Origin of the sequence: Lentibacillus halodurans (assembly GCF_900112045.1) — a bacterium.
In the GTDB taxonomy this organism is placed as follows: domain Bacteria; phylum Bacillota; class Bacilli; order Bacillales; family Amphibacillaceae; genus Lentibacillus; species Lentibacillus halodurans.
Genome location: NZ_FOJW01000011.1, coordinates 63,592 through 82,046, shown reverse-complemented (window position 1 = coordinate 82,046; position 18,455 = coordinate 63,592). Strand labels below are relative to the sequence as shown.

Sequence of the window (18,455 nt, the reverse complement as noted above, 5' to 3'; positions counted from 1 at the left end):
CTTGGCTCTCACCAAGTCCATTATAGTGAAAGCCTTAGTTTTTTCTTATAAGGTCATCCATCGACTTAAATTTTCTGACGTTGCAAAAAATGTTGCTGGATTTAATCGGTTTCAATTCACATTGGGCAAATTATACTTTATAATTGTCCATGGGGATGGCAATGTTATTGTTAGAATATTGTCAAATGTAATAACTGATTACTTTATCCTAAGTTAATGAACAATTCATAGAAAAAGGAGAGGGTTTGTTATGACATCGAAAGGACTTGAAGGGGTTGTCGCAACTCAATCATCCATTAGTTCGATAATCGATGACCAGCTTACTTATGTCGGGTATAAAATCGATGACTTGGCAGAGAATTCAAGTTTTGAAGAAGTTGTCTATTTATTATGGAATTTAAAGCTTCCGACGAAAGCAGAACTGGATGAGTTTAAAGATGACCTGGCAGTTAACATGAATATTCCTGATGCAGTTATCGACCATTTACACTCATATGATCTGTCAAGTGTACATCCGATGGCGGCATTGCGGTCGGCTGTATCCATTTTAGGTTTATATGATGAAGAAGCAGATGTGATGGATGAAGCCGCGAATAAACGCAAAGCCATCCGCCTCCAGGCTAAAATAGCCACTATTGTAGCGGCTTTCGCACGTATACGTAACGGACAGGAACCAGTTAAACCGAAGAAAGATTTGAGTTTTGCTGCCAACTTCCTGTACATGTTAAATGGTGAGGATCCGAAAGATGTCGAGGAAGAAGCCATCAACAAGGCGCTTATTCTTCACGCCGATCATGAGCTGAATGCATCAACCTTTACAGCTCGTGTATGCGTTGCTACATTATCGGATATTTATTCCGGCATAACAGCTGCTATCGGTGCCTTAAAAGGACCATTACATGGCGGTGCAAACGAGCGCGTTATGAAAATGCTCACCGAAATCGGCGAAGAAGAAAATGCGATTCCATACATCAAAGAAAAAATAGCCAACAAAGAAAAAATCATGGGCATGGGACATCGTGTTTATGAAAATGGTGATCCAAGGGCCAAACATTTAAGACGGATGTCAAAAGAATTAACGAAAATAACCGGACAGCCAAAATGGTACAACATGTCTGTAAAGATTGAAGATTATATAAAAGAAGAAAAAGGCCTGCCTGCCAATGTGGACTTTTATTCGGCTTCTGTATACCACAGCCTGGGTATTGATCATGATTTGTTCACACCAATCTTTGCAATAAGCCGTGTATCCGGATGGCTTGCACATATTCTGGAACAATATGACAATAATCGCTTAATCCGTCCACGTGCTGAATATGTCGGACCTAATACACAGGAATATGTGGCTATCGAAAATCGCTAAAGCGTTTTTCGTAAATGTTTAATCTGGAAGAAACCGTGAATAATCCTGATTTTTTTCATTGGTTTAATTGGAATATCTTTCTAGAGAGCTTGCAACTATCGTGGCAGGGGTATTGCTCCGCATGAAATCCCTTTTCGGTACTTAGGGTGAATCAGGAAGGATAAGTGGGGAATCAACTGCTTCGTAAATGCACGATTTATTTAACTAACAATCATTGGGAGATGAACCCCAATGATTGAAGTCTCATTTTATGGTAAACTGATAATGTATGAAGATGATTAGGAGGTATTTATTATATGACACAAGGCGAAAAAATCACAGTTGAAAATGGCAGGATGAACGTTCCAAATCGTCCAATTGTACCTTTCATTGAAGGTGACGGGACCGGTCCGGATATTTGGGCGGCAGCAAAGAGAGTCATCGAAGCAGCTGTTGAAAAAGCTTATAATGGCGAAAAGCAAATTGAATGGACAGAAGTATATGCGGGACAGAAAGCGTACGATAAAACCGGCGAATGGCTTCCGGATGATACACTCAAAACAATTGATGAGTATAAAATAGCTATTAAAGGCCCGCTTACAACTCCAATCGGCGGCGGAATCCGTTCTCTTAATGTTGCTTTGCGCCAGGAACTGGACTTATTTACTTGCCTGCGTCCTGTCCGTTATTTCAGTGGCGTGCCATCACCGGTCAAAAATCCGGAAGATGTGGATATGGCGATTTTCCGTGAAAACACAGAGGATATTTATGCCGGAATCGAATGGCAAAAGGGCTCAGACGACGTGAAAAAAGTGATCGACTTCCTGCAAAATGAAATGGGTGTCAACAATATCCGTTTCCCTGAAACTTCCGGAATCGGTGTGAAGCCCGTATCAGAAGAAGGGACAAAGCGTCTTGTACGAGCGGCTATTGATTACGCACTTAACGAAGGACGCAAAAGTGTTACTTTAGTACATAAAGGTAACATCATGAAATTCACAGAGGGGTCATTTAAAGCATGGGGATATGAAGTTGCCGAAGAAGAATATGGTGATAAAGTATTCACATGGGCAGAATATGACCGGATTGTTGAAAAAGATGGTAAAGATGCTGCCAATAAAGCACAGGATGAAGCAGTTGCTGCCGGCAAAATCCTTGTCAAAGATGCCATTGCTGATATCTTCCTGCAGCAGATTCTGACCCGCCCGAAAGAATTTGATGTTGTTGCGACCATGAATTTGAATGGCGACTATATTTCTGATGCATTGGCTGCACAAGTCGGTGGAATCGGTATTGCACCAGGAGCGAATATTAACTATGATACCGGACATGCTATTTTTGAAGCAACGCATGGTACAGCTCCTAAATACGCGGGTATGGATAAAGTTAACCCTTCTTCCGTCATTCTTTCCGCTGTCCTGATGCTTGAACATCTTGAGTGGAGAGAAGCAGCAAACCTGATCACAAAAGCAATGGATAAAACGATAGGATCCAAAGTGGTAACATATGACTTTGCGCGCATGATGGATGGTGCAACCGAAGTGAAAACAAGCGGATTCGGCGATGAACTGATTAAAAATATGGACTAATCGGAGGGACTTACATGGCTATTAAACGCAAAAAAATATCCGTCATCGGCTCCGGTTTTACGGGTGCAACAGCTGCCTTAATGATGGCACAAAAAGAACTCGGGGATGTCGTGCTTGTTGATATCCCGGACATGGAAGACCCGACAAAAGGAAAGGCATTGGATATGAAGGAAGCTAGTCCTGTTCAAGGATTTGATGCCAATGTTACCGGAACAGCCAATTATGAAGACACGCAAGACTCCGATCTCGTCATCATTACAGCCGGTGTCGCCCGCAAGCCTGGCATGAGCCGTGATGACCTGGTCAATACAAACGCTGAAATCATGAAATCCGTCACACAGGACATCGTCAAATATTCACCGGATACAACCATTGTCGTATTGACAAACCCGGTTGATGCCATGACTTACACCGTATTTAAGGAATCCGGTTTTCCTAAAGAGCGTGTTATCGGCCAATCCGGTGTACTGGATACAGCACGGTTTCGCACATTTATTGCAGAGGAATTAAACTTGTCCGTTAAAGATATTACAGGATTCGTCCTCGGCGGCCACGGGGATGACATGGTGCCATTAATCCGTTATTCCTATGCAGGTGGAATTCCGCTTGAAAGATTGATTTCCAAAGACCGTCTGGATGAAATAGTCGAGCGTACCCGCAAAGGCGGCGGGGAAATAGTTGGTTTGCTGGGGAATGGCAGTGCCTATTACGCACCGGCTGCTTCCTTGACCGTCATGGCAGAAGCAATCCTGAAAGATCAGCGTCGCGTCCTCCCGTCAATCGCGTATCTGGAAGGCGAATATGGCTACAATAATATTTATCTTGGCGTGCCAACTGTTATCGGTGGAAATGGCCTCGAAGAAATTATCGAGCTTGATCTGACCGATGATGAAAAAGCACAATTGGACAAATCAGCAGATTCCGTTAAAAATGTCCTTAATGTGTTATCGTAATTCATTAAAAAGCTTCCCCTTGCCGGCTGGTGCAGAGGGAAGCTTTTTTACATTTTAGGAATAGCGTTAAGTTTAAGAAATAGGCTCATTCGATATCAGAAAAGACTGGGCCTGAATTTTTCTTATGTGAAAGTTCAATTATAATAGCGGATATAATGATTATTTGTTATAATAGAAAACGCTTACATAATTGGAGGTGATCTTGTGCTCGGCAAGAAGAGAAAGCTTGGCAAAAAAATTGATGATCTGCAAATTGGTGATTCGTACACCGCATCCCACATTATTGAGGAAAAGGAATTATTATTATATTTAGGTTTGACCAATGATGCCAATCCGCTCTATATTCAGCATGATTATGCTTCCCAGACCCCATATAAACAACCTGTCGTCCCGTCTGTCATGCTTTTCGGTATGGTGTCATCCATGGTATCAATGCACCTGCCAGGACCCGGCAGCCATATTACCCAGCATGAAATGACATTCCCCAAACCGGTATTTCATGATGCCGAAATGAAGTTTACACTAGAAGTGATTGCGGTCGATGTTGATCATCATGAAATAACGCTCTCTGTCATAGGTTTTGACAGTGATGGCGATGAAGTTTTACAGGGAAAGCTCAATGTTTGCCCTGCATATGAGCCTGAATCGCTGACAGGACGTTCACTGGAAAATTTCTTTTGAGAGTATTTTCAACCGTATTTGAGCGATATCAACCGAAAAATTCAGGATATCAACTAAATATAAAATAAATCAGCCAAATGTAGCAAATATCGACTGAGAATAGATATAAGCTCATAGCGCGCCATCATCGTTTGTAAATTTTTCTTTACATCTGCATCTGTTCACATTATCCCTGTTTCGTTGTAAGATGAAGATAGCTTAAATTGTCATAGAAATGGGGATTACCATGGGGAAACGGATTCTAATTGTTGATGATGAAGCATCGATTGTAACACTGGTAAAATTCAATGTGGAGCAGGCGGGTTTTGAAACAGATGAAGCCTATAATGGTGATGAAGCTGTTCAAAAGGCGGAAAATAATGATTATGATCTGATTATCCTTGATCTGATGCTTCCCGAAATGGATGGTATGGAAGTTTGCAGACATTTACGTACAAACAAAATTGATACACCGATTCTGATGCTGACGGCAAAAGATGAAGAATTTGATAAGGTTCTGGGACTGGAGCTTGGTGCGGATGATTATTTGACGAAACCATTCAGCCCCAAAGAAGTTGTTGCCAGGGTTAAAGCGATTTTACGGCGTGCTAAAAAGGCAGAGGAATCCAATGCCACTACAATACAAATTGGTGATTTAACCATTTATCCTGATCGCTATGAAGCTGACATAAAAGGAAACCCTTTGACGTTTACTCGGAAGGAATTTGAGCTTTTATACTATCTTGCATCCCATAAAGGAAAAGTTCTTTCAAGAGATCAGCTTTTAAGCGCAGTGTGGAACTATGACTTTGTCGGGGACACCCGTATCGTTGATGTTCATGTCAGCCATTTGCGTGAAAAGATTGAACCGGATACGAAAAAACCAACATACATTAAAACAGTTCGGGGGCTTGGGTATAAATTGGAGCATCCAACATTATGAAACCTTTATTTACAAAACCGTTACTGGCCTATCATGCCATTCTGCTTCTTCTGGTTGCTGTAACGGGAATTGCTCTGAGTCAGTTGACAACGGAATATATCATTCTGGTATCGATTTTAATTGTGGAATATTTTATTCTGCTCGTCATCATGCTGCATGTTTATGACAGATATATGAAACCGGTTAAAAAAGCATCCCAGACAGTGGATGAACTCGTTAAAGGAAATTATCGGACAAGAATCCACCATTCAGCTGGTGGCAGTATCGGTGAACTCAATAATAAATTAAATGTTCTTGCGCGGAATTTAAGTGAATTCAAAATACAGGAGCAGGTGCAGGAGGAACAGCTAACCACCGTGATCGACAATACCCAAAGCGGTTTGGTTTTAATTGATGAAAAAGGCTACATTCATCTGGTTAACCGTAAATTTTTAGCAATGTTTGGCGGGGAATCCAATGATTACCATGGCTATATATATTACGATGTTTTGGCGAACGAAACCATTCACGAGACTGTTCAGCAGACTTTTTTGTATGAGAAAAATATCATCCATTCCTTTAAGCAGTTCATAGGAGTGAACAAAAAATACATTGAAATCATCGGAGCCCCTATATTTAATGAACGTGGCATGTTGAAAGGTGCAGTTCTCCTGCTGTATGATATTACGCATCTGAAAAGACTTGAATTGATGCGGAAAGATTTTGTAGCTAACGTTTCGCATGAGCTGAAAACACCGATCACATCCATTAAAGGCTTTGCGGAGACGCTGCTGAACGGGGCAAAAAATGATCAGGAATCACTTGACCGGTTTTTGACGATCATTAATGATGAAAGTACCCGGCTGCAAGGCCTGATTGAAGATTTGCTGACATTATCCAAGCTTGAAAAAGATGAATTCAAACTGATCAGGACAGTCGTCGATATGAACCTGCTCATCGGTGAAATTTTACCCGTTATTGATCAACGGGCAAACCAAAGAGAAATTACTGTAACGGCTGACGTGCAGGATGGCATAACACTGCATGCTGATGGTGAACGAATCAAACAGGTCATCATCAACTTATTGACCAACGCGATCAGCTACACACCAGAGAATGGTGAAGTGAATCTGACGGTAAATAACGAAGGTGAGATGATTCATATTCAGGTATCAGACAATGGAATTGGCATACCCGAGAAAGCCATCCCCAGAATATTTGAGCGTTTTTACCGGGTGGATAAGGCCCGCAGCCGAAATACCGGCGGAACTGGGCTTGGACTTGCGATTGTAAAACATATTGTTGAAGTGCATGATGGGAAAATATCGGTGGAAAGTGAGCCAGATCAGGGATCGACTTTTCATGTCTATTTGCCCAAAAATGATCCGGCATCCTCTTAATGGAGGGTGCTTTTTGTTATACTGTGATAGAATAGGATTAATGATAAAGTATGATCGGAGGAACGTTCAGATGAGCCATAAACTTGTATTGGTTGACGGAAATAGTGTCATTTACCGTGCGTTTTTTGCGCTGCCGTTATTGAATAATGACAAGGGTGTTTACACGAATGCGGTGTACGGTTTTACAACGATGCTGCTGAAAATCTTGGAAGACGAGAAGCCGACACACATGCTGGTAGCGTTTGATGCTGGGAAAACCACTTTCCGCCATAAAACATATCAGGCCTATAAGGGGGGCAGGCAAAAGACACCACCGGAACTGTCGGAACAGATTCCGCTTTTAAAAGAAGTTTTGGATGCATTCAAAATATCACATTATCAGCTTGATCTATACGAAGCGGATGATATTATCGGTACGCTTTCCAAACAGGCGCAGGAAAATAAATGGGATATCACCGTCATTTCCGGTGATAAGGACCTCCTGCAGCTTGTTTCAGACAAGGTTACAGTGAACTTGACCAGGAAGGGGATCAGTGACATTGAACCATACACACCTTCTTTCATGCAGGAGAGGATGGAAATTAAACCTGAGCAGATTATTGATCTGAAAGCATTAATGGGGGACAGTTCGGACAACATTCCGGGTGTGCCGGGTATCGGGGAAAAAACAGCGACCAAACTACTGAAACAGTTTGAAACAGTGGACAATGTGTACGAACACCTTGATCAAGTCAACGGTAAAAAATTAAAAGAAAAGCTGGAAAATCATAAAGAGGATGCCTTCATGAGCAAAAAGCTTGTGATCATTAACCGCGATTCACCAATTGACGTTTCACTGGATGAGATTACATATGCAGGATATCCGCTAACGGAAGTCAGTGCTATTTTCAAAGATTTAGGATTTCAATCACTGCTGGGGCGGATTGATGGTGAGGCTGGAGATGACACAGAAGCACGTGCAGAACTTAGCAACATCGATTATACGATTGCCGATGAGGTTACCGAGGAGATGCTAGGTCATAAAGCGGCATTGGTGCTGGAAATGCTTGATGAAAATTATCATTATGGCAGGGTTGAAGGAATCGGTGTAGTGAATGCGACTGATGCATATTTTATCCCAACAGACAAAGCCGTTCATTCCGAAGCTTTTAAAACATGGGCAGAAGACAGCAGCAATTCGAAAGTTGTGTTTGATGCCAAGAAAACCCTTGTGGCTTTATTAAATCAAGGTATCCATATTAAAGGGATTACATTTGATATGCTGTTGAGCTCCTATCTGCTTAACCCGGCTGAAAATAATCATGACATCCCGGCTATTGCTCACAGGATGGGTAAAACTGATGTATTGTTTGATGAAGAAGTATATGGAAAAGGTGCCAAAATGAAAGTGCCTGGACAGGACAAGCTGAGTGAACATGTTGTCCGGAAAACAAACGTGCTATTTCAGCTGAAAGATACCATGGAAGAGCAGCTGAAAACGAATCAACAGCATGAACTGCTGAAAGAACTGGAAATGCCGCTTGCACTTATCTTAGGGGAAATGGAGCATACCGGTGTGTTGGTTGACACTGATCGGATCGAAGAAATGGGGGATGATTTAAAACAGCGCCTGAATGATCTGGAACGGGAAATATACGAATTGGCCGGCGAGAAATTTAATTTAAATTCGCCGAAACAGCTTGGACCGATTCTGTTCGAAAAGCTTGGACTGCCCGTCATCAAAAAGACGAAAACGGGCTATTCTACCGCGGCAGATGTTTTGGAACAGCTGCAGCATGAGCATGACATCATTCCGAAACTTTTGCTCTACCGCCAATTAGGCAAACTGCAGTCAACCTATATTGCAGGACTCCTGAAAGTTGTGGACAAAGATACCCAAAAAATTCATACGCGTTTTAATCAGGCACTGACCCAGACCGGTCGCTTGAGCTCAATCGATCCGAATTTGCAGAATATCCCGATCAGGCTGGAAGAAGGGCGCAAGATTCGTGAGGCTTTTGTTCCATCTAAGCAGGGCTGGATCATGTTTGCTGCCGATTATTCGCAAATTGAGCTGCGTGTGCTCGCTCACATTGCAAATGATGAAAAACTGGTTGAGGCGTTCACAAACGATTTGGACATTCATACCCAGACAGCAATGGATGTGTTCCATGTCGAGAGAGAAGACGTGACAGCCAATATGCGCCGGCAGGCCAAAGCAGTAAACTTCGGAATTGTTTATGGCATCAGTGATTTTGGGTTGTCCCAGAGCCTTGGCATCACACGCAAGGAAGCCAAGCAGTTTATTGAACGTTATTTTGAAAGCTATCCCGGTGTGAAAGCTTATATGGATGATATTGTGCAGGAAGCCAAGCATCAGGGCTATGTGACAACATTAATGAAGCGCAGACGCTATTTGCCGGACATTACGAGCCGGAATTTCAACCGGCGCTCATTTGCTGAGCGTACAGCGATGAATACACCAATTCAGGGCAGTGCCGCGGATATTATCAAAAAAGCGATGATCGATTTGCATGAAGCATTAAAATCAGAAAAACTTGAAGCACGGATACTCTTACAGGTGCATGACGAATTAATTCTGGAAGCACCGAAAGAAGAGATTGAACAACTAAAGAAAATCGTACCAGCCACCATGGAAAACACTGTGGATTTGAATGTACCATTGAAGATCGATTATGAATATGGTGACAGCTGGTTTGATGCAAAATAAGGGGAAGATGACATGCCAGAGCTGCCAGAAGTAGAGACAATCAAAGAAACGTTAAAACGATTTGTCATTGATAAGACGATATCAGATGTGTCTGTATATTGGCCAAATATTATTAAACAACCTGATGATATTGAACAACTTAAGAATCTTTTAATCGGACAGACGATTTGTGACATCACCCGAAAAGGAAAATTCCTGTTATTCCAGCTGGATGATGCAGTACTTGTATCCCATTTACGGATGGAAGGGAAATACAGTGTCCATCCGTCAGTGGAACCGGTGAAAAAACATACACACGTCATTTTTGAGTTTAGCAATGGTGAAGAACTCCGGTATCATGATGTGCGGAAGTTTGGGACAATGCATGTATTTAAAAAAGGTGACGAGCTGAACCATAAACCGCTGAACCAATTAGGACCAGATCCATTTGATGAGACATTCACGGTGGATTATTTTTACCGGAGGCTGAAAAGGACTGACCGTCTGATCAAATCAGTGCTATTGGATCAGACGGTTGTAGCCGGGCTCGGCAATATTTATGTTGATGAAACATTATTTAAGGCGAACATCCATCCATTAAAGAAAGCCAATAAATTAAAGAAAAAAGAAGTGAGGGCCATCTGGGAAGCAGCCATTTCCACGTTACAGGAAGCTGTTTCACTGGGTGGTACAACCATACGGTCATATGTTAACTCCCAGGGTGATATGGGCATGTTTCAGCAGGAGTTGTTTGTCTATGGACAGGAAAACGAACCATGCAAAGTATGCGGAAAGCCAATCGTCAAAATGAAAATCGGCGGACGAGGCACGCACGTTTGTGTCTCGTGCCAAAAACAATGAAATGAGGACTGCACATGACACTAGTAATCGGACTGACCGGAAGCATCGCAAGCGGCAAAAGCACTGTTTCATCAATGTTCGATGATTTCAATATTCCGGTCATTGATGCGGATAAAATATCACGCGAAGTTGTCATGCCCGGCGAAAAAGCATATAGTCAGATTGTCGATACATTTGGTGAAACAATATTGCGGGGTGACAAATCAATCGACAGGAAAAAATTAGGTGCCATCGTTTTTGGCAATGAGGAAAAACGCAAGCAGTTAAACGCCATCGTGCATCCCGCCGTCAGGGGAAAAATGCTTAAGAAACGAGATAATTATGTTGGAACCGGTGTGAAGAGTGTCGTGCTGGATATACCACTGCTATTTGAAAGCAAACTGACGCACTTTGCAGATAAAACAGTTGTTGTCTATGTCGATGAACAAGTACAGCTGGAGCGGTTGATGGAACGTGATGGCTGTTCAGAAAAAGAAGCCTATCAGCGGATTAACGCACAATTGCCGGTCAAAAAGAAAGCGGAATTGGCTGATGCGGTTATTGATAATAACAGATCAAAACGTAACGCTTATCAACAGCTTGAAACATTGTTACGGGAATGGGATGTAGTGTGACGTGATACTTTCGCCAGAGAGGCGCAATATGCTGCGTTCAGCGAAAGGACAACATTCATTCAGCAATACTGTCAACATTAATAGTAGACGCTGAGAAAAATGTTTATTCTTTCTGGAGCTAAATCTTGTGAAAACATAGAACAATAAAAAGAGGAACTGGTTCATAACCATTGCCCAGTCTTGTGTTCAACGAACCTGGACATATTGTTGAGTAAGACTTATTAAATAATGGATTGAATAATTTAACACGGAAGGGGTTAGATTCTAAGCAGGAACCTAACCTTTTTTTATTCCTTTGGTTTTGAATGAAATACATATATGGCATTCAATTTAACTTTACTTATCTTTCATATAATAAATATTATATTTTATATAACTTAACTTTACTTTTATAAAAGAATGATTTATAATGAATGTATCAAGCAAAAAAGGAAGGTGTTGACTTTGAAAGAAGACTTTGATGATTACATTAAAAATAAAGTATACGAACATAGGGTTTTAAGAAAAATGTCGCAAAAAGAATTGGCTGATTCTGTCGGCGTTTCTAAGCAAACGATTTTTGTTATGGAGAAGAACAATTATTCTCCTTCTCTTGTATTAGCTTTTAGAATAGCTAATTTTTTTGGAGTGGATGTTAATGAGATATTTTCATATGTAAGAAAGGATGAAAAAGATGATTGAAATGTTAAATAACTGGATGCTGGAGAGCTCACGAAATTTCAATATCATTGTGGGATTGACTATAGTGATATATTTAGGATCATTATTTGTGCTTGTGTATATTGGTAACAAGTTTGGTAAGCTTGATGAAAGAACAAATGCAATACATCTTAAAATTATTTCCTGTATGTTTACGACACAGCTTATTATCAACGCGACATTTATTTTATCAGTTAATCGTGATATAGAATACTTTCGTCAATTCTTTATTTTATTTCAAGGGATCGTATTTTTAGTTGGTGCAATCTATGCTTTTATACTATATCGAAGAGATTTTGAGTAATTCGCAAAAACCGCCGTTTTAAAATGTATTGTTAGCTGAATAAACGGGCGCCTATCTGGAATAAAAGTTGGTAAAAACTGAATATATGGGCCAGATAATGAAGAAAGGCAAACGAGTAATAAATAAGTTTGCTAAACCTTTAAATTAAGTCTGAATCTGGGAGAGAAAATAATAAATATGTATTATGCAGTTGTACTAACTTCCCAAAGATCAGAACAAGATTCAATGGGGTATGAAAATACAGCGGAAAAAATGATCAAGTTAGCAAAAAGAACCTAGATTTATTGATGTTGAAAGCACAAGAGATGATAAAGGATATGGTGTTACTGTTTCTTATTGGAAATCGTTAGAAGCCATTACCGTAGTAGCTAATCAGAATAATCATGAATGGAAGGGAACTGCAAAGGAAGGGAGAATGATAATGAACAACAAAATATCACTTATTCATTCAGCAGATTTAGCTCAAACTGATTACGCATATGCCAGTCGAGTACCATCTGGAATGGATTTACTATACCTAGCAGGTGCCTGTCCTCTTAATAAAGATGGAAAAATACTTAATCCAAATGATTATGAGCTTCAGGCTGAAACCTGTGTTGAGAAATTAAAAACAGCATTGAAGGAGTGTAATGCTTCGTTGGATGATGTTGTATATACGAGAGTTCTTGTAGCATCTCAAAATCGTACAGATCTTGTAACTGCGTGGGAAACAATAAGAAGTGAGTTTGGTAATCATGATGTGCCAAGCACCTTATCTGGCGTGACAGTGTTAGGATATTCAAATCAATTAGTGGAAATCGAAGCCGTAGCAGCATTAGAGAAACTTTCACAATGACCATTATCTTAAATTTGACAGTTTGAAATGTTCTTCGATGAAAGGAGCTTACCAGGAATAAAGTGCCTTCACTATTGTTTTATAGAGCCAGATTATAGGAGAAAGGTAGTATTTTAATGAAAAATAATCATAAATTTTTAATGGTAATGTTAACAGTAATATTCGTTGTATTGGTTGCTTGCGGGAATGCATCTGAGGAGTCAAATGCTAATTCGAGTAACAAGTCACTGGATAGAAGTACGACGCAAAATGCAAATGGCAACTTATCGAATAAAAGCTCAAAGGATACAGATAAAAATAGAACGGAAAATTCTTCAGAAGATACGGACGACACCCATATACATGACCAAGAAGACACTTCTGAAAATACATCTGCAAATTCAAATGATGGAAAGTCATTGACGTCCGGTAATAGTGACGATGACGTTACTGAAAATAAGAAAGAAGAATATCTCAATAAACTGAATAGAATGGAAGAATCAGACAAAAACGCAGAGGCTAAAACGACAATATCAGATATGGAGGAACAAGAGGAGGAAAGATATAAAAACTGGGATAAGGCATTGAATGAAATTTATGGAGTGTTGAAAGAACAGCTTAGTACAGAACAGATGGATAAATTAAGAAAAGAACAGAGGAATTGGGTAGAACACAGAGATGAAGCTGCTAAAAAAGCATCACTAGAATATGAAGGTGGTTCAACAGAATCATTAGAATATGTGGCTACCCAAGCCAGTCTTACAAAAGAAAGGTGCTATAAGTTAGTCGCAAATTATATGAAGTAATATTTCAAAACTATGCTATAATTTATTTTTCATTAAAGTTTTACCAGTGATTTGAGCCAGTGTGAAGATGGCAGTATAGTTTGTGAAAAATGTACTTAAACGATCGTGCGCCAGATTGTGGAATAATATTATATATTTCATTCGACATGCAGATTGCTGTGTAGCGCTTGTAAGGTAGCATAAAGGCATTATTTAACCGATATTTTTAACCTTTAAAAACGTGCAGCCTAGACGTGGACGTTTGTTTGTGTTGGAAAAATTAGTCTATCGAACCCTAAAACGTAAATTCCACCTTCTTGAGCCAAGAAAAACAGACCGGATTTAATTTATACCGAGAAAATCGGATAATTTAAAGCTATGTGTATTGACCTAACAGGTAAAAACAGTTATAATAAAATTGATCTAATAGGTAAATTCAAATACATAAAAGGTGATTATCATGCTATCTAAAATTTTGGATCTGGAACCCAAAAGAAGGAATGTTATTTTAAATGCAGCATTAAAGGAATTTGCCACGAAGGGATTTGATGATGCCTCGACAAATGTTATTGCAAAAGAGTCTGGGATTTCAAAGGGGTTAATGTTCCACTACGTAAATAGTAAAAAGGATCTTTTTCTATTTCTTTATGATTACTGCACTGACATGATTAATAAAGAATATCTTGATTTAATGAATTTTAACGAAAAAGATATTTTTGAAAGGCTGCGGCAATCATATCTTCTCCAGATTGAGTTACTACAAAAGCATCCTTGGATTTTTGAATTTATTAAAATTACTGCGATTACTAAGTCTGATGAAGTGAATAAAAAGCTGGAAGAAAGAGTTAACGGAAAACAATCTTTATGCCATGCGACAATGTTTGAAATAGTTGATGAATCTAAATTCAAAGAAGGGCTGGACGTTGAAAGATGCAAACAGATTATTTTTTGGGCGAATATTGGTTTTACAAATCAGATACTGGAGGATATTAGAAATTTAGAAATCACTGAATTGGATTATGACAATATTCTTGCAGAACTTGATGGTTACCTTAATGAACTCAGGAAAGTTTTTTATAAATGAATTAATCCCTATCTCCGCTGTAATTCCTAGTAGGGCAAGGGGGGGTTATATGTGGTCCCATGAGACATTTTTCGGAGGGCCCGAGCTTTTTTGTGATCGTAGCGAGATTGTTGCGGGCACCATCTGGTTCTTTTGAAGTGCTATTCACACTGATACAAGAGTATGAGAAATAATAACTATTGGAGGTCTCGGATGAAAAATTATACAAACAAACACCAAGGCGATAAATCCCAAAGTAGTGAATCGCCGATTGGATGTTTCTACAATGTGGAAGGACGACGCTTGTTACTCGACCGCTCTGGGTCTGGAAGTCCATCAGTAGTATTTATACCGGCGGCCGGCATGGTCGGGCTTGATTATCTGAATATTCACAATAAAATTAGTCAGCGTACAACATCAGTGATCTATGATCGAGCGGGAACGGGCTGGAGCGATCAGGTTAAGCTACCTCGAAGTGCCCTTGAGGTTACTGATGAATTGCGGAGTCTTTTGCATACCGCTGGTATACCAGCTCCCTATCTGTTCGTCGGCCACTCGTTGGGTGGAATATACGCACGTCGCTACGCCCAGCGATTTCCAGATGAGGTAGCCGGGATGCTTTTGCTAGAACCGCCTCACGAGGACTTTCTCACCAATACACCAAAGTTAAAAAAACGCTACATCGTTCAGCAGGGTTTTACTATCCTTCGGACACTCCTAACTTACAAGCGGTCCTTTCGTGTTTTATTCGATCAGATGTTTGCAAAGTGGCCAGATTCGATACGTGAACCGCTGATTGAATATCATCTTGGGACATTATCGAAAACAATTACAGAAAGGAAAAACTTGAACAGCGAGGTCTATGAAGAGGTACGTAAAGGAGGAAAGATGCCAAATATCCCGTTGATCGTGTTTTCAGCGATGGGGATCGATCCATTCATGACGCCGATCACGAGTGAATCATTCCTGCGTGAGACTATTGATCCATTCAATAATGTAAAAAATACAACCTATAAAAAATTTGCAAATTCAGTTCCGCGTGGGGAGCATCGTATACTCAAAAATGCTGGACATACCACGATCCACACGGATTGTCCAGATGATGTAGTCGAAGCAATCTGGAACTTACTCGACTTGAGTAAAAATGCTTGAAAAATTACAATTGAATAAAAACGGTGATAACCTTCTTAGTACAAACAAAACTGTGGGATGGTTGCAAACATCCTTGGATTCTTTGGTACTTAAGCTTGTAGGGTGTCATAGAACAGAAATATCTCTGAAATTGTAAAAAATCTATTTTAAAACTCATTAAGGAAGAGCGTCACTTGGCAAGTTATTTATATCTGATATGGGCTAAAACCATAAGCTTTTCCTTAATCCTAAAATACCTGTATATCATGAAAACCTACCAATCTAAGTGACGGTTCGTTCCATTACGGACGCTTTTGGGAAATATGGAAACGCTACTGCAGAAGACCATTGCGGAAGTTCAATAGCCAACCCGAATACCAGTGACGATGACGTAAACACTTAAATTGTTCTAGAATAAGGAAGTGCCAGGAGGTCCTTTGTTGTCCGAGCGGCGAACTCTTTTCCAAATCCCCAGCTTGTCATAAACCCCTCCCATTTCCTTTGGGTGAAGAGTCAGAACGAACAAGGAACGAAACACCCCCGCCATAACCTCAGCTCCTGATCAGCACTCCTTCCTTTTTCAAGTAATAAAGTAGCAGGATTATGACTGAAATGCTACTCAAGTATTTCCGGTAATAATTTTCTGAGTAAGGGTTCCATATTATTTCTAAAATACTACTGACGCATTATAATAGCTAACTTCCGTTTAGCTGCTCGAATAGAATATCTCCTCAACCTAGTAAACCAATTGTTTCAATTAAGACTTTCTTTATCTCTTCCAATAGCTAAGCAGGGCCATAATTAATTTTTTAATAGATTTAGTGACAGCCCCAGATAAAAAAAGTGATTAACGAACCTGTCTCGAATACCGTAGAGCTACTTTCTTCTCACCAGTTTCGGTGGTTGTCACCCTTCTTCCATGACATTTAAAGCCTCTTGCTTCGTAAAAGGGGATGCCCAGCTGATTCCCTTTCTGGACTGACACCCATTGCTCTGCAGCACCACTGATCATTTGTTTTTGAGTCAGTACTTCAAGCAGATGTCTTCCAATTCCTTTATACCGGTATGTTTCATCTACATAGAGCACAAATATCTCTCCTGCATTCGGTCCGATCATTCCGCCGCCAATTACACCGGCAACTTTCGAATCGATTAGTGCAGTAAATGTATAAGCCCCATTATGTATGTCATGAACCACCCGTTCATGGTTATACCAGTAGACAATATTTTGTATTTGGTATTCTTCGCTCAATTTACCTTCCACTGTTTGTTTCCAGCCCGATGAACAAATAGCAGCAATAGCCTTTGCATGCTTTGTTTGCGGTTTAGCGATCGTAACATTCAATTTATGCCACCCCTCCATACGTGATGATTCCTTGAATCACAATAATTTATACATTTCTGAATTAATTTTAACATAACTGTTCATAGTATCTTTTAATTAAAGCAAGTTTTCTCGTTAAAATTTAGCACATTCTCATTTCAATATGTTATACTAATTATAACAAAACGATAAAAAGTATAACATAAATTGGGGGATGGAAAATGAGGAAAACCCGGATTGCCATCAATGGCTTTGGCCGTATAGGGCGAATGGTTTTTCGTCAGGCGGTCAACGATCATGAACTAGAGGTTGTATCAATAAATGCCAATTATCCTCCCGAAACACTGGCACATTTAATCAAGTATGACAGTATTCACGGTATGTTTGACGGAGAAGTGAAAGCACTCCATAACGGTCTGAAAATGAACGGGAAACCAATTAATCTTGTTAGTTCACGTGAACCGGAAAAATTGCCATGGAAAGAACATGAGATTGATATTGTCATCGAGGCAACAGGCAAGTTTAAAACAAAAGAAGACGCTGGACAGCATATTCTGGCGGGGGCCAAAAAAGTTGTCATTACAGCTCCGGGTAAGCAGGTTGATAACACAATCGTCGTGGGTGTGAATGAACAAACCTATCGTCCGGAAGAAGATGATGTCATTTCTAATGCATCCTGCACGACCAATTGCCTGGCACCGGTCGTTAAAGTGCTGGATGATCATTTCACAATTGTCAATGGCCTGATGACCACGGTTCATTCGTTTACGAACGATCAAAAAAACCTAGATAATCCGCATAAAGATTTACGGCGTGCCCGCGGATGCACCCAATCGATTATTCCCACATCGACTGGGGCAGCGAAAGCGCTTGGAAAGGTACTCCCGCATTTGAACGGAAAATTGCATGGTATGGCATTAAGAGTTCCGACACCAAATGTTTCACTGGTTGACCTAGTCATTGATGTGGAAGAATCTGTATCAGCTGAAGTGATCAACAGCATTTTCCGGAATGCGTCGGAGCATGAACAAAATGGAATTATTAAATACAGCGATGAACCGCTTGTTTCCATTGATTATACGACAACCAGCTATTCCGCTATTATTGATGGATTATCAACCATGGTGATGGAAGACAGCAAGATTAAGGTTTTGGCCTGGTATGATAATGAATGGGGCTATTCCAGACGGGTGGTAGACCTTGCCAGACACGTCGGAAGCTATATGAGTCAGGAGAAACAAGTGGGAATTTCATGATAGCAGCAAACAATAAATGTTAAATAAGAAAAGATTGACCATTACAAAC

At 40.3% G+C, this 18,455-nt stretch carries 17 protein-coding genes; 16 read left to right on the top strand and 1 reads right to left on the bottom strand.

All coding sequences use genetic code 11. The features are described from left to right. The first annotated feature begins 250 nt into the window (after window positions 1–250). From citZ to BM195_RS13360, 15 genes are all read left to right on the top strand, one after another. Window positions 251–1,363 carry a citrate synthase gene (gene citZ / locus BM195_RS13430; RefSeq protein WP_090239240.1) on the top strand — a complete coding sequence of 371 codons (1,113 nt, stop codon included), beginning with the start codon at window positions 251–253 and terminating at the stop codon, window positions 1,361–1,363. 296 nt (window positions 1,364–1,659) lie between these two features. Beyond that, a complete protein-coding gene (gene icd, locus BM195_RS13425) occupies window positions 1,660–2,931 on the top strand; it encodes an NADP-dependent isocitrate dehydrogenase (protein WP_090239237.1) in 1,272 nt (423 codons plus the stop codon). A gap of 14 nt (window positions 2,932–2,945) precedes the next feature. After that, complete coding sequence (gene mdh, locus BM195_RS13420) at window positions 2,946–3,884, top strand: malate dehydrogenase (protein WP_090239233.1); 939 nt, start codon at window positions 2,946–2,948, stop codon at window positions 3,882–3,884. 204 nt (window positions 3,885–4,088) lie between these two features. Further along, window positions 4,089–4,565, top strand: coding sequence for a MaoC family dehydratase (locus BM195_RS13415; protein WP_090239230.1), 477 nt, complete (start codon window positions 4,089–4,091; stop codon window positions 4,563–4,565). A gap of 226 nt (window positions 4,566–4,791) precedes the next feature. Further along, window positions 4,792–5,487 (top strand): response regulator transcription factor, encoded by a 696-nt coding sequence (locus tag BM195_RS13410; RefSeq protein ID WP_090239226.1) that lies wholly within the window; start codon window positions 4,792–4,794, stop codon window positions 5,485–5,487. Further along, on the top strand, window positions 5,484–6,866 hold the full coding sequence (pnpS, locus tag BM195_RS13405; protein WP_090239223.1) for a two-component system histidine kinase PnpS: 1,383 nt from the start codon (window positions 5,484–5,486) through the stop codon (window positions 6,864–6,866). Before BM195_RS13410 ends, pnpS begins: the two co-directional genes overlap by 4 nt. A gap of 70 nt (window positions 6,867–6,936) precedes the next feature. Next, window positions 6,937–9,576, top strand: a complete 2,640-nt coding sequence (gene polA / locus BM195_RS13400) for a DNA polymerase I (protein WP_090239220.1) — start codon at window positions 6,937–6,939, stop codon at window positions 9,574–9,576. Between the two features lie 12 nt (window positions 9,577–9,588). Continuing rightward, the gene (gene mutM / locus BM195_RS13395; RefSeq protein ID WP_090239216.1) at window positions 9,589–10,416 is read left to right on the top strand and encodes a DNA-formamidopyrimidine glycosylase; all 828 of its coding nucleotides are present in this window, start codon (window positions 9,589–9,591) and stop codon (window positions 10,414–10,416) included. 14 nt (window positions 10,417–10,430) lie between these two features. Next, the gene (coaE, locus tag BM195_RS13390; protein WP_090239213.1) at window positions 10,431–11,030 is read left to right on the top strand and encodes a dephospho-CoA kinase; all 600 of its coding nucleotides are present in this window, start codon (window positions 10,431–10,433) and stop codon (window positions 11,028–11,030) included. Between the two features lie 444 nt (window positions 11,031–11,474). Beyond that, complete coding sequence (locus BM195_RS13385) at window positions 11,475–11,711, top strand: helix-turn-helix transcriptional regulator (protein ID WP_090239210.1); 237 nt, start codon at window positions 11,475–11,477, stop codon at window positions 11,709–11,711. Continuing rightward, entirely contained in the window at window positions 11,704–12,033 is a 330-nt protein-coding gene (locus BM195_RS13380) for a 6-aminohexanoate hydrolase (RefSeq protein WP_090239207.1), read from the top strand. The genes BM195_RS13385 and BM195_RS13380 overlap by 8 nt, the downstream gene beginning before the upstream one ends. A 421-nt stretch (window positions 12,034–12,454) precedes the next feature. Beyond that, window positions 12,455–12,868: a RidA family protein gene (locus BM195_RS13375; protein WP_090239204.1), complete on the top strand. Its 414-nt coding sequence runs from the start codon at window positions 12,455–12,457 to the stop codon at window positions 12,866–12,868. Window positions 12,869–12,984: 116 nt separating this feature from the next. Further along, window positions 12,985–13,653 (top strand): lysozyme inhibitor LprI family protein, encoded by a 669-nt coding sequence (locus tag BM195_RS13370; protein ID WP_090239201.1) that lies wholly within the window; start codon window positions 12,985–12,987, stop codon window positions 13,651–13,653. Window positions 13,654–14,092: 439 nt separating this feature from the next. Continuing rightward, window positions 14,093–14,716 (top strand): TetR/AcrR family transcriptional regulator, encoded by a 624-nt coding sequence (locus tag BM195_RS13365; protein ID WP_211772930.1) that lies wholly within the window; start codon window positions 14,093–14,095, stop codon window positions 14,714–14,716. 192 nt (window positions 14,717–14,908) lie between these two features. Then, a complete protein-coding gene (locus BM195_RS13360) occupies window positions 14,909–15,847 on the top strand; it encodes an alpha/beta fold hydrolase (protein ID WP_090239194.1) in 939 nt (312 codons plus the stop codon). Window positions 15,848–16,673: 826 nt separating this feature from the next. Here BM195_RS13360 and BM195_RS13355 read toward each other — a convergent pair. After that, window positions 16,674–17,171, bottom strand: coding sequence for a GNAT family N-acetyltransferase (locus BM195_RS13355; RefSeq protein WP_090239423.1), 498 nt, complete (start codon window positions 17,169–17,171; stop codon window positions 16,674–16,676). A gap of 200 nt (window positions 17,172–17,371) precedes the next feature. Between BM195_RS13355 and BM195_RS13350 the strand changes: the two genes are divergently transcribed. Further along, window positions 17,372–18,406 (top strand): glyceraldehyde-3-phosphate dehydrogenase, encoded by a 1,035-nt coding sequence (locus BM195_RS13350; RefSeq protein WP_090239191.1) that lies wholly within the window; start codon window positions 17,372–17,374, stop codon window positions 18,404–18,406. Window positions 18,407–18,455 lie beyond the last annotated feature (49 nt).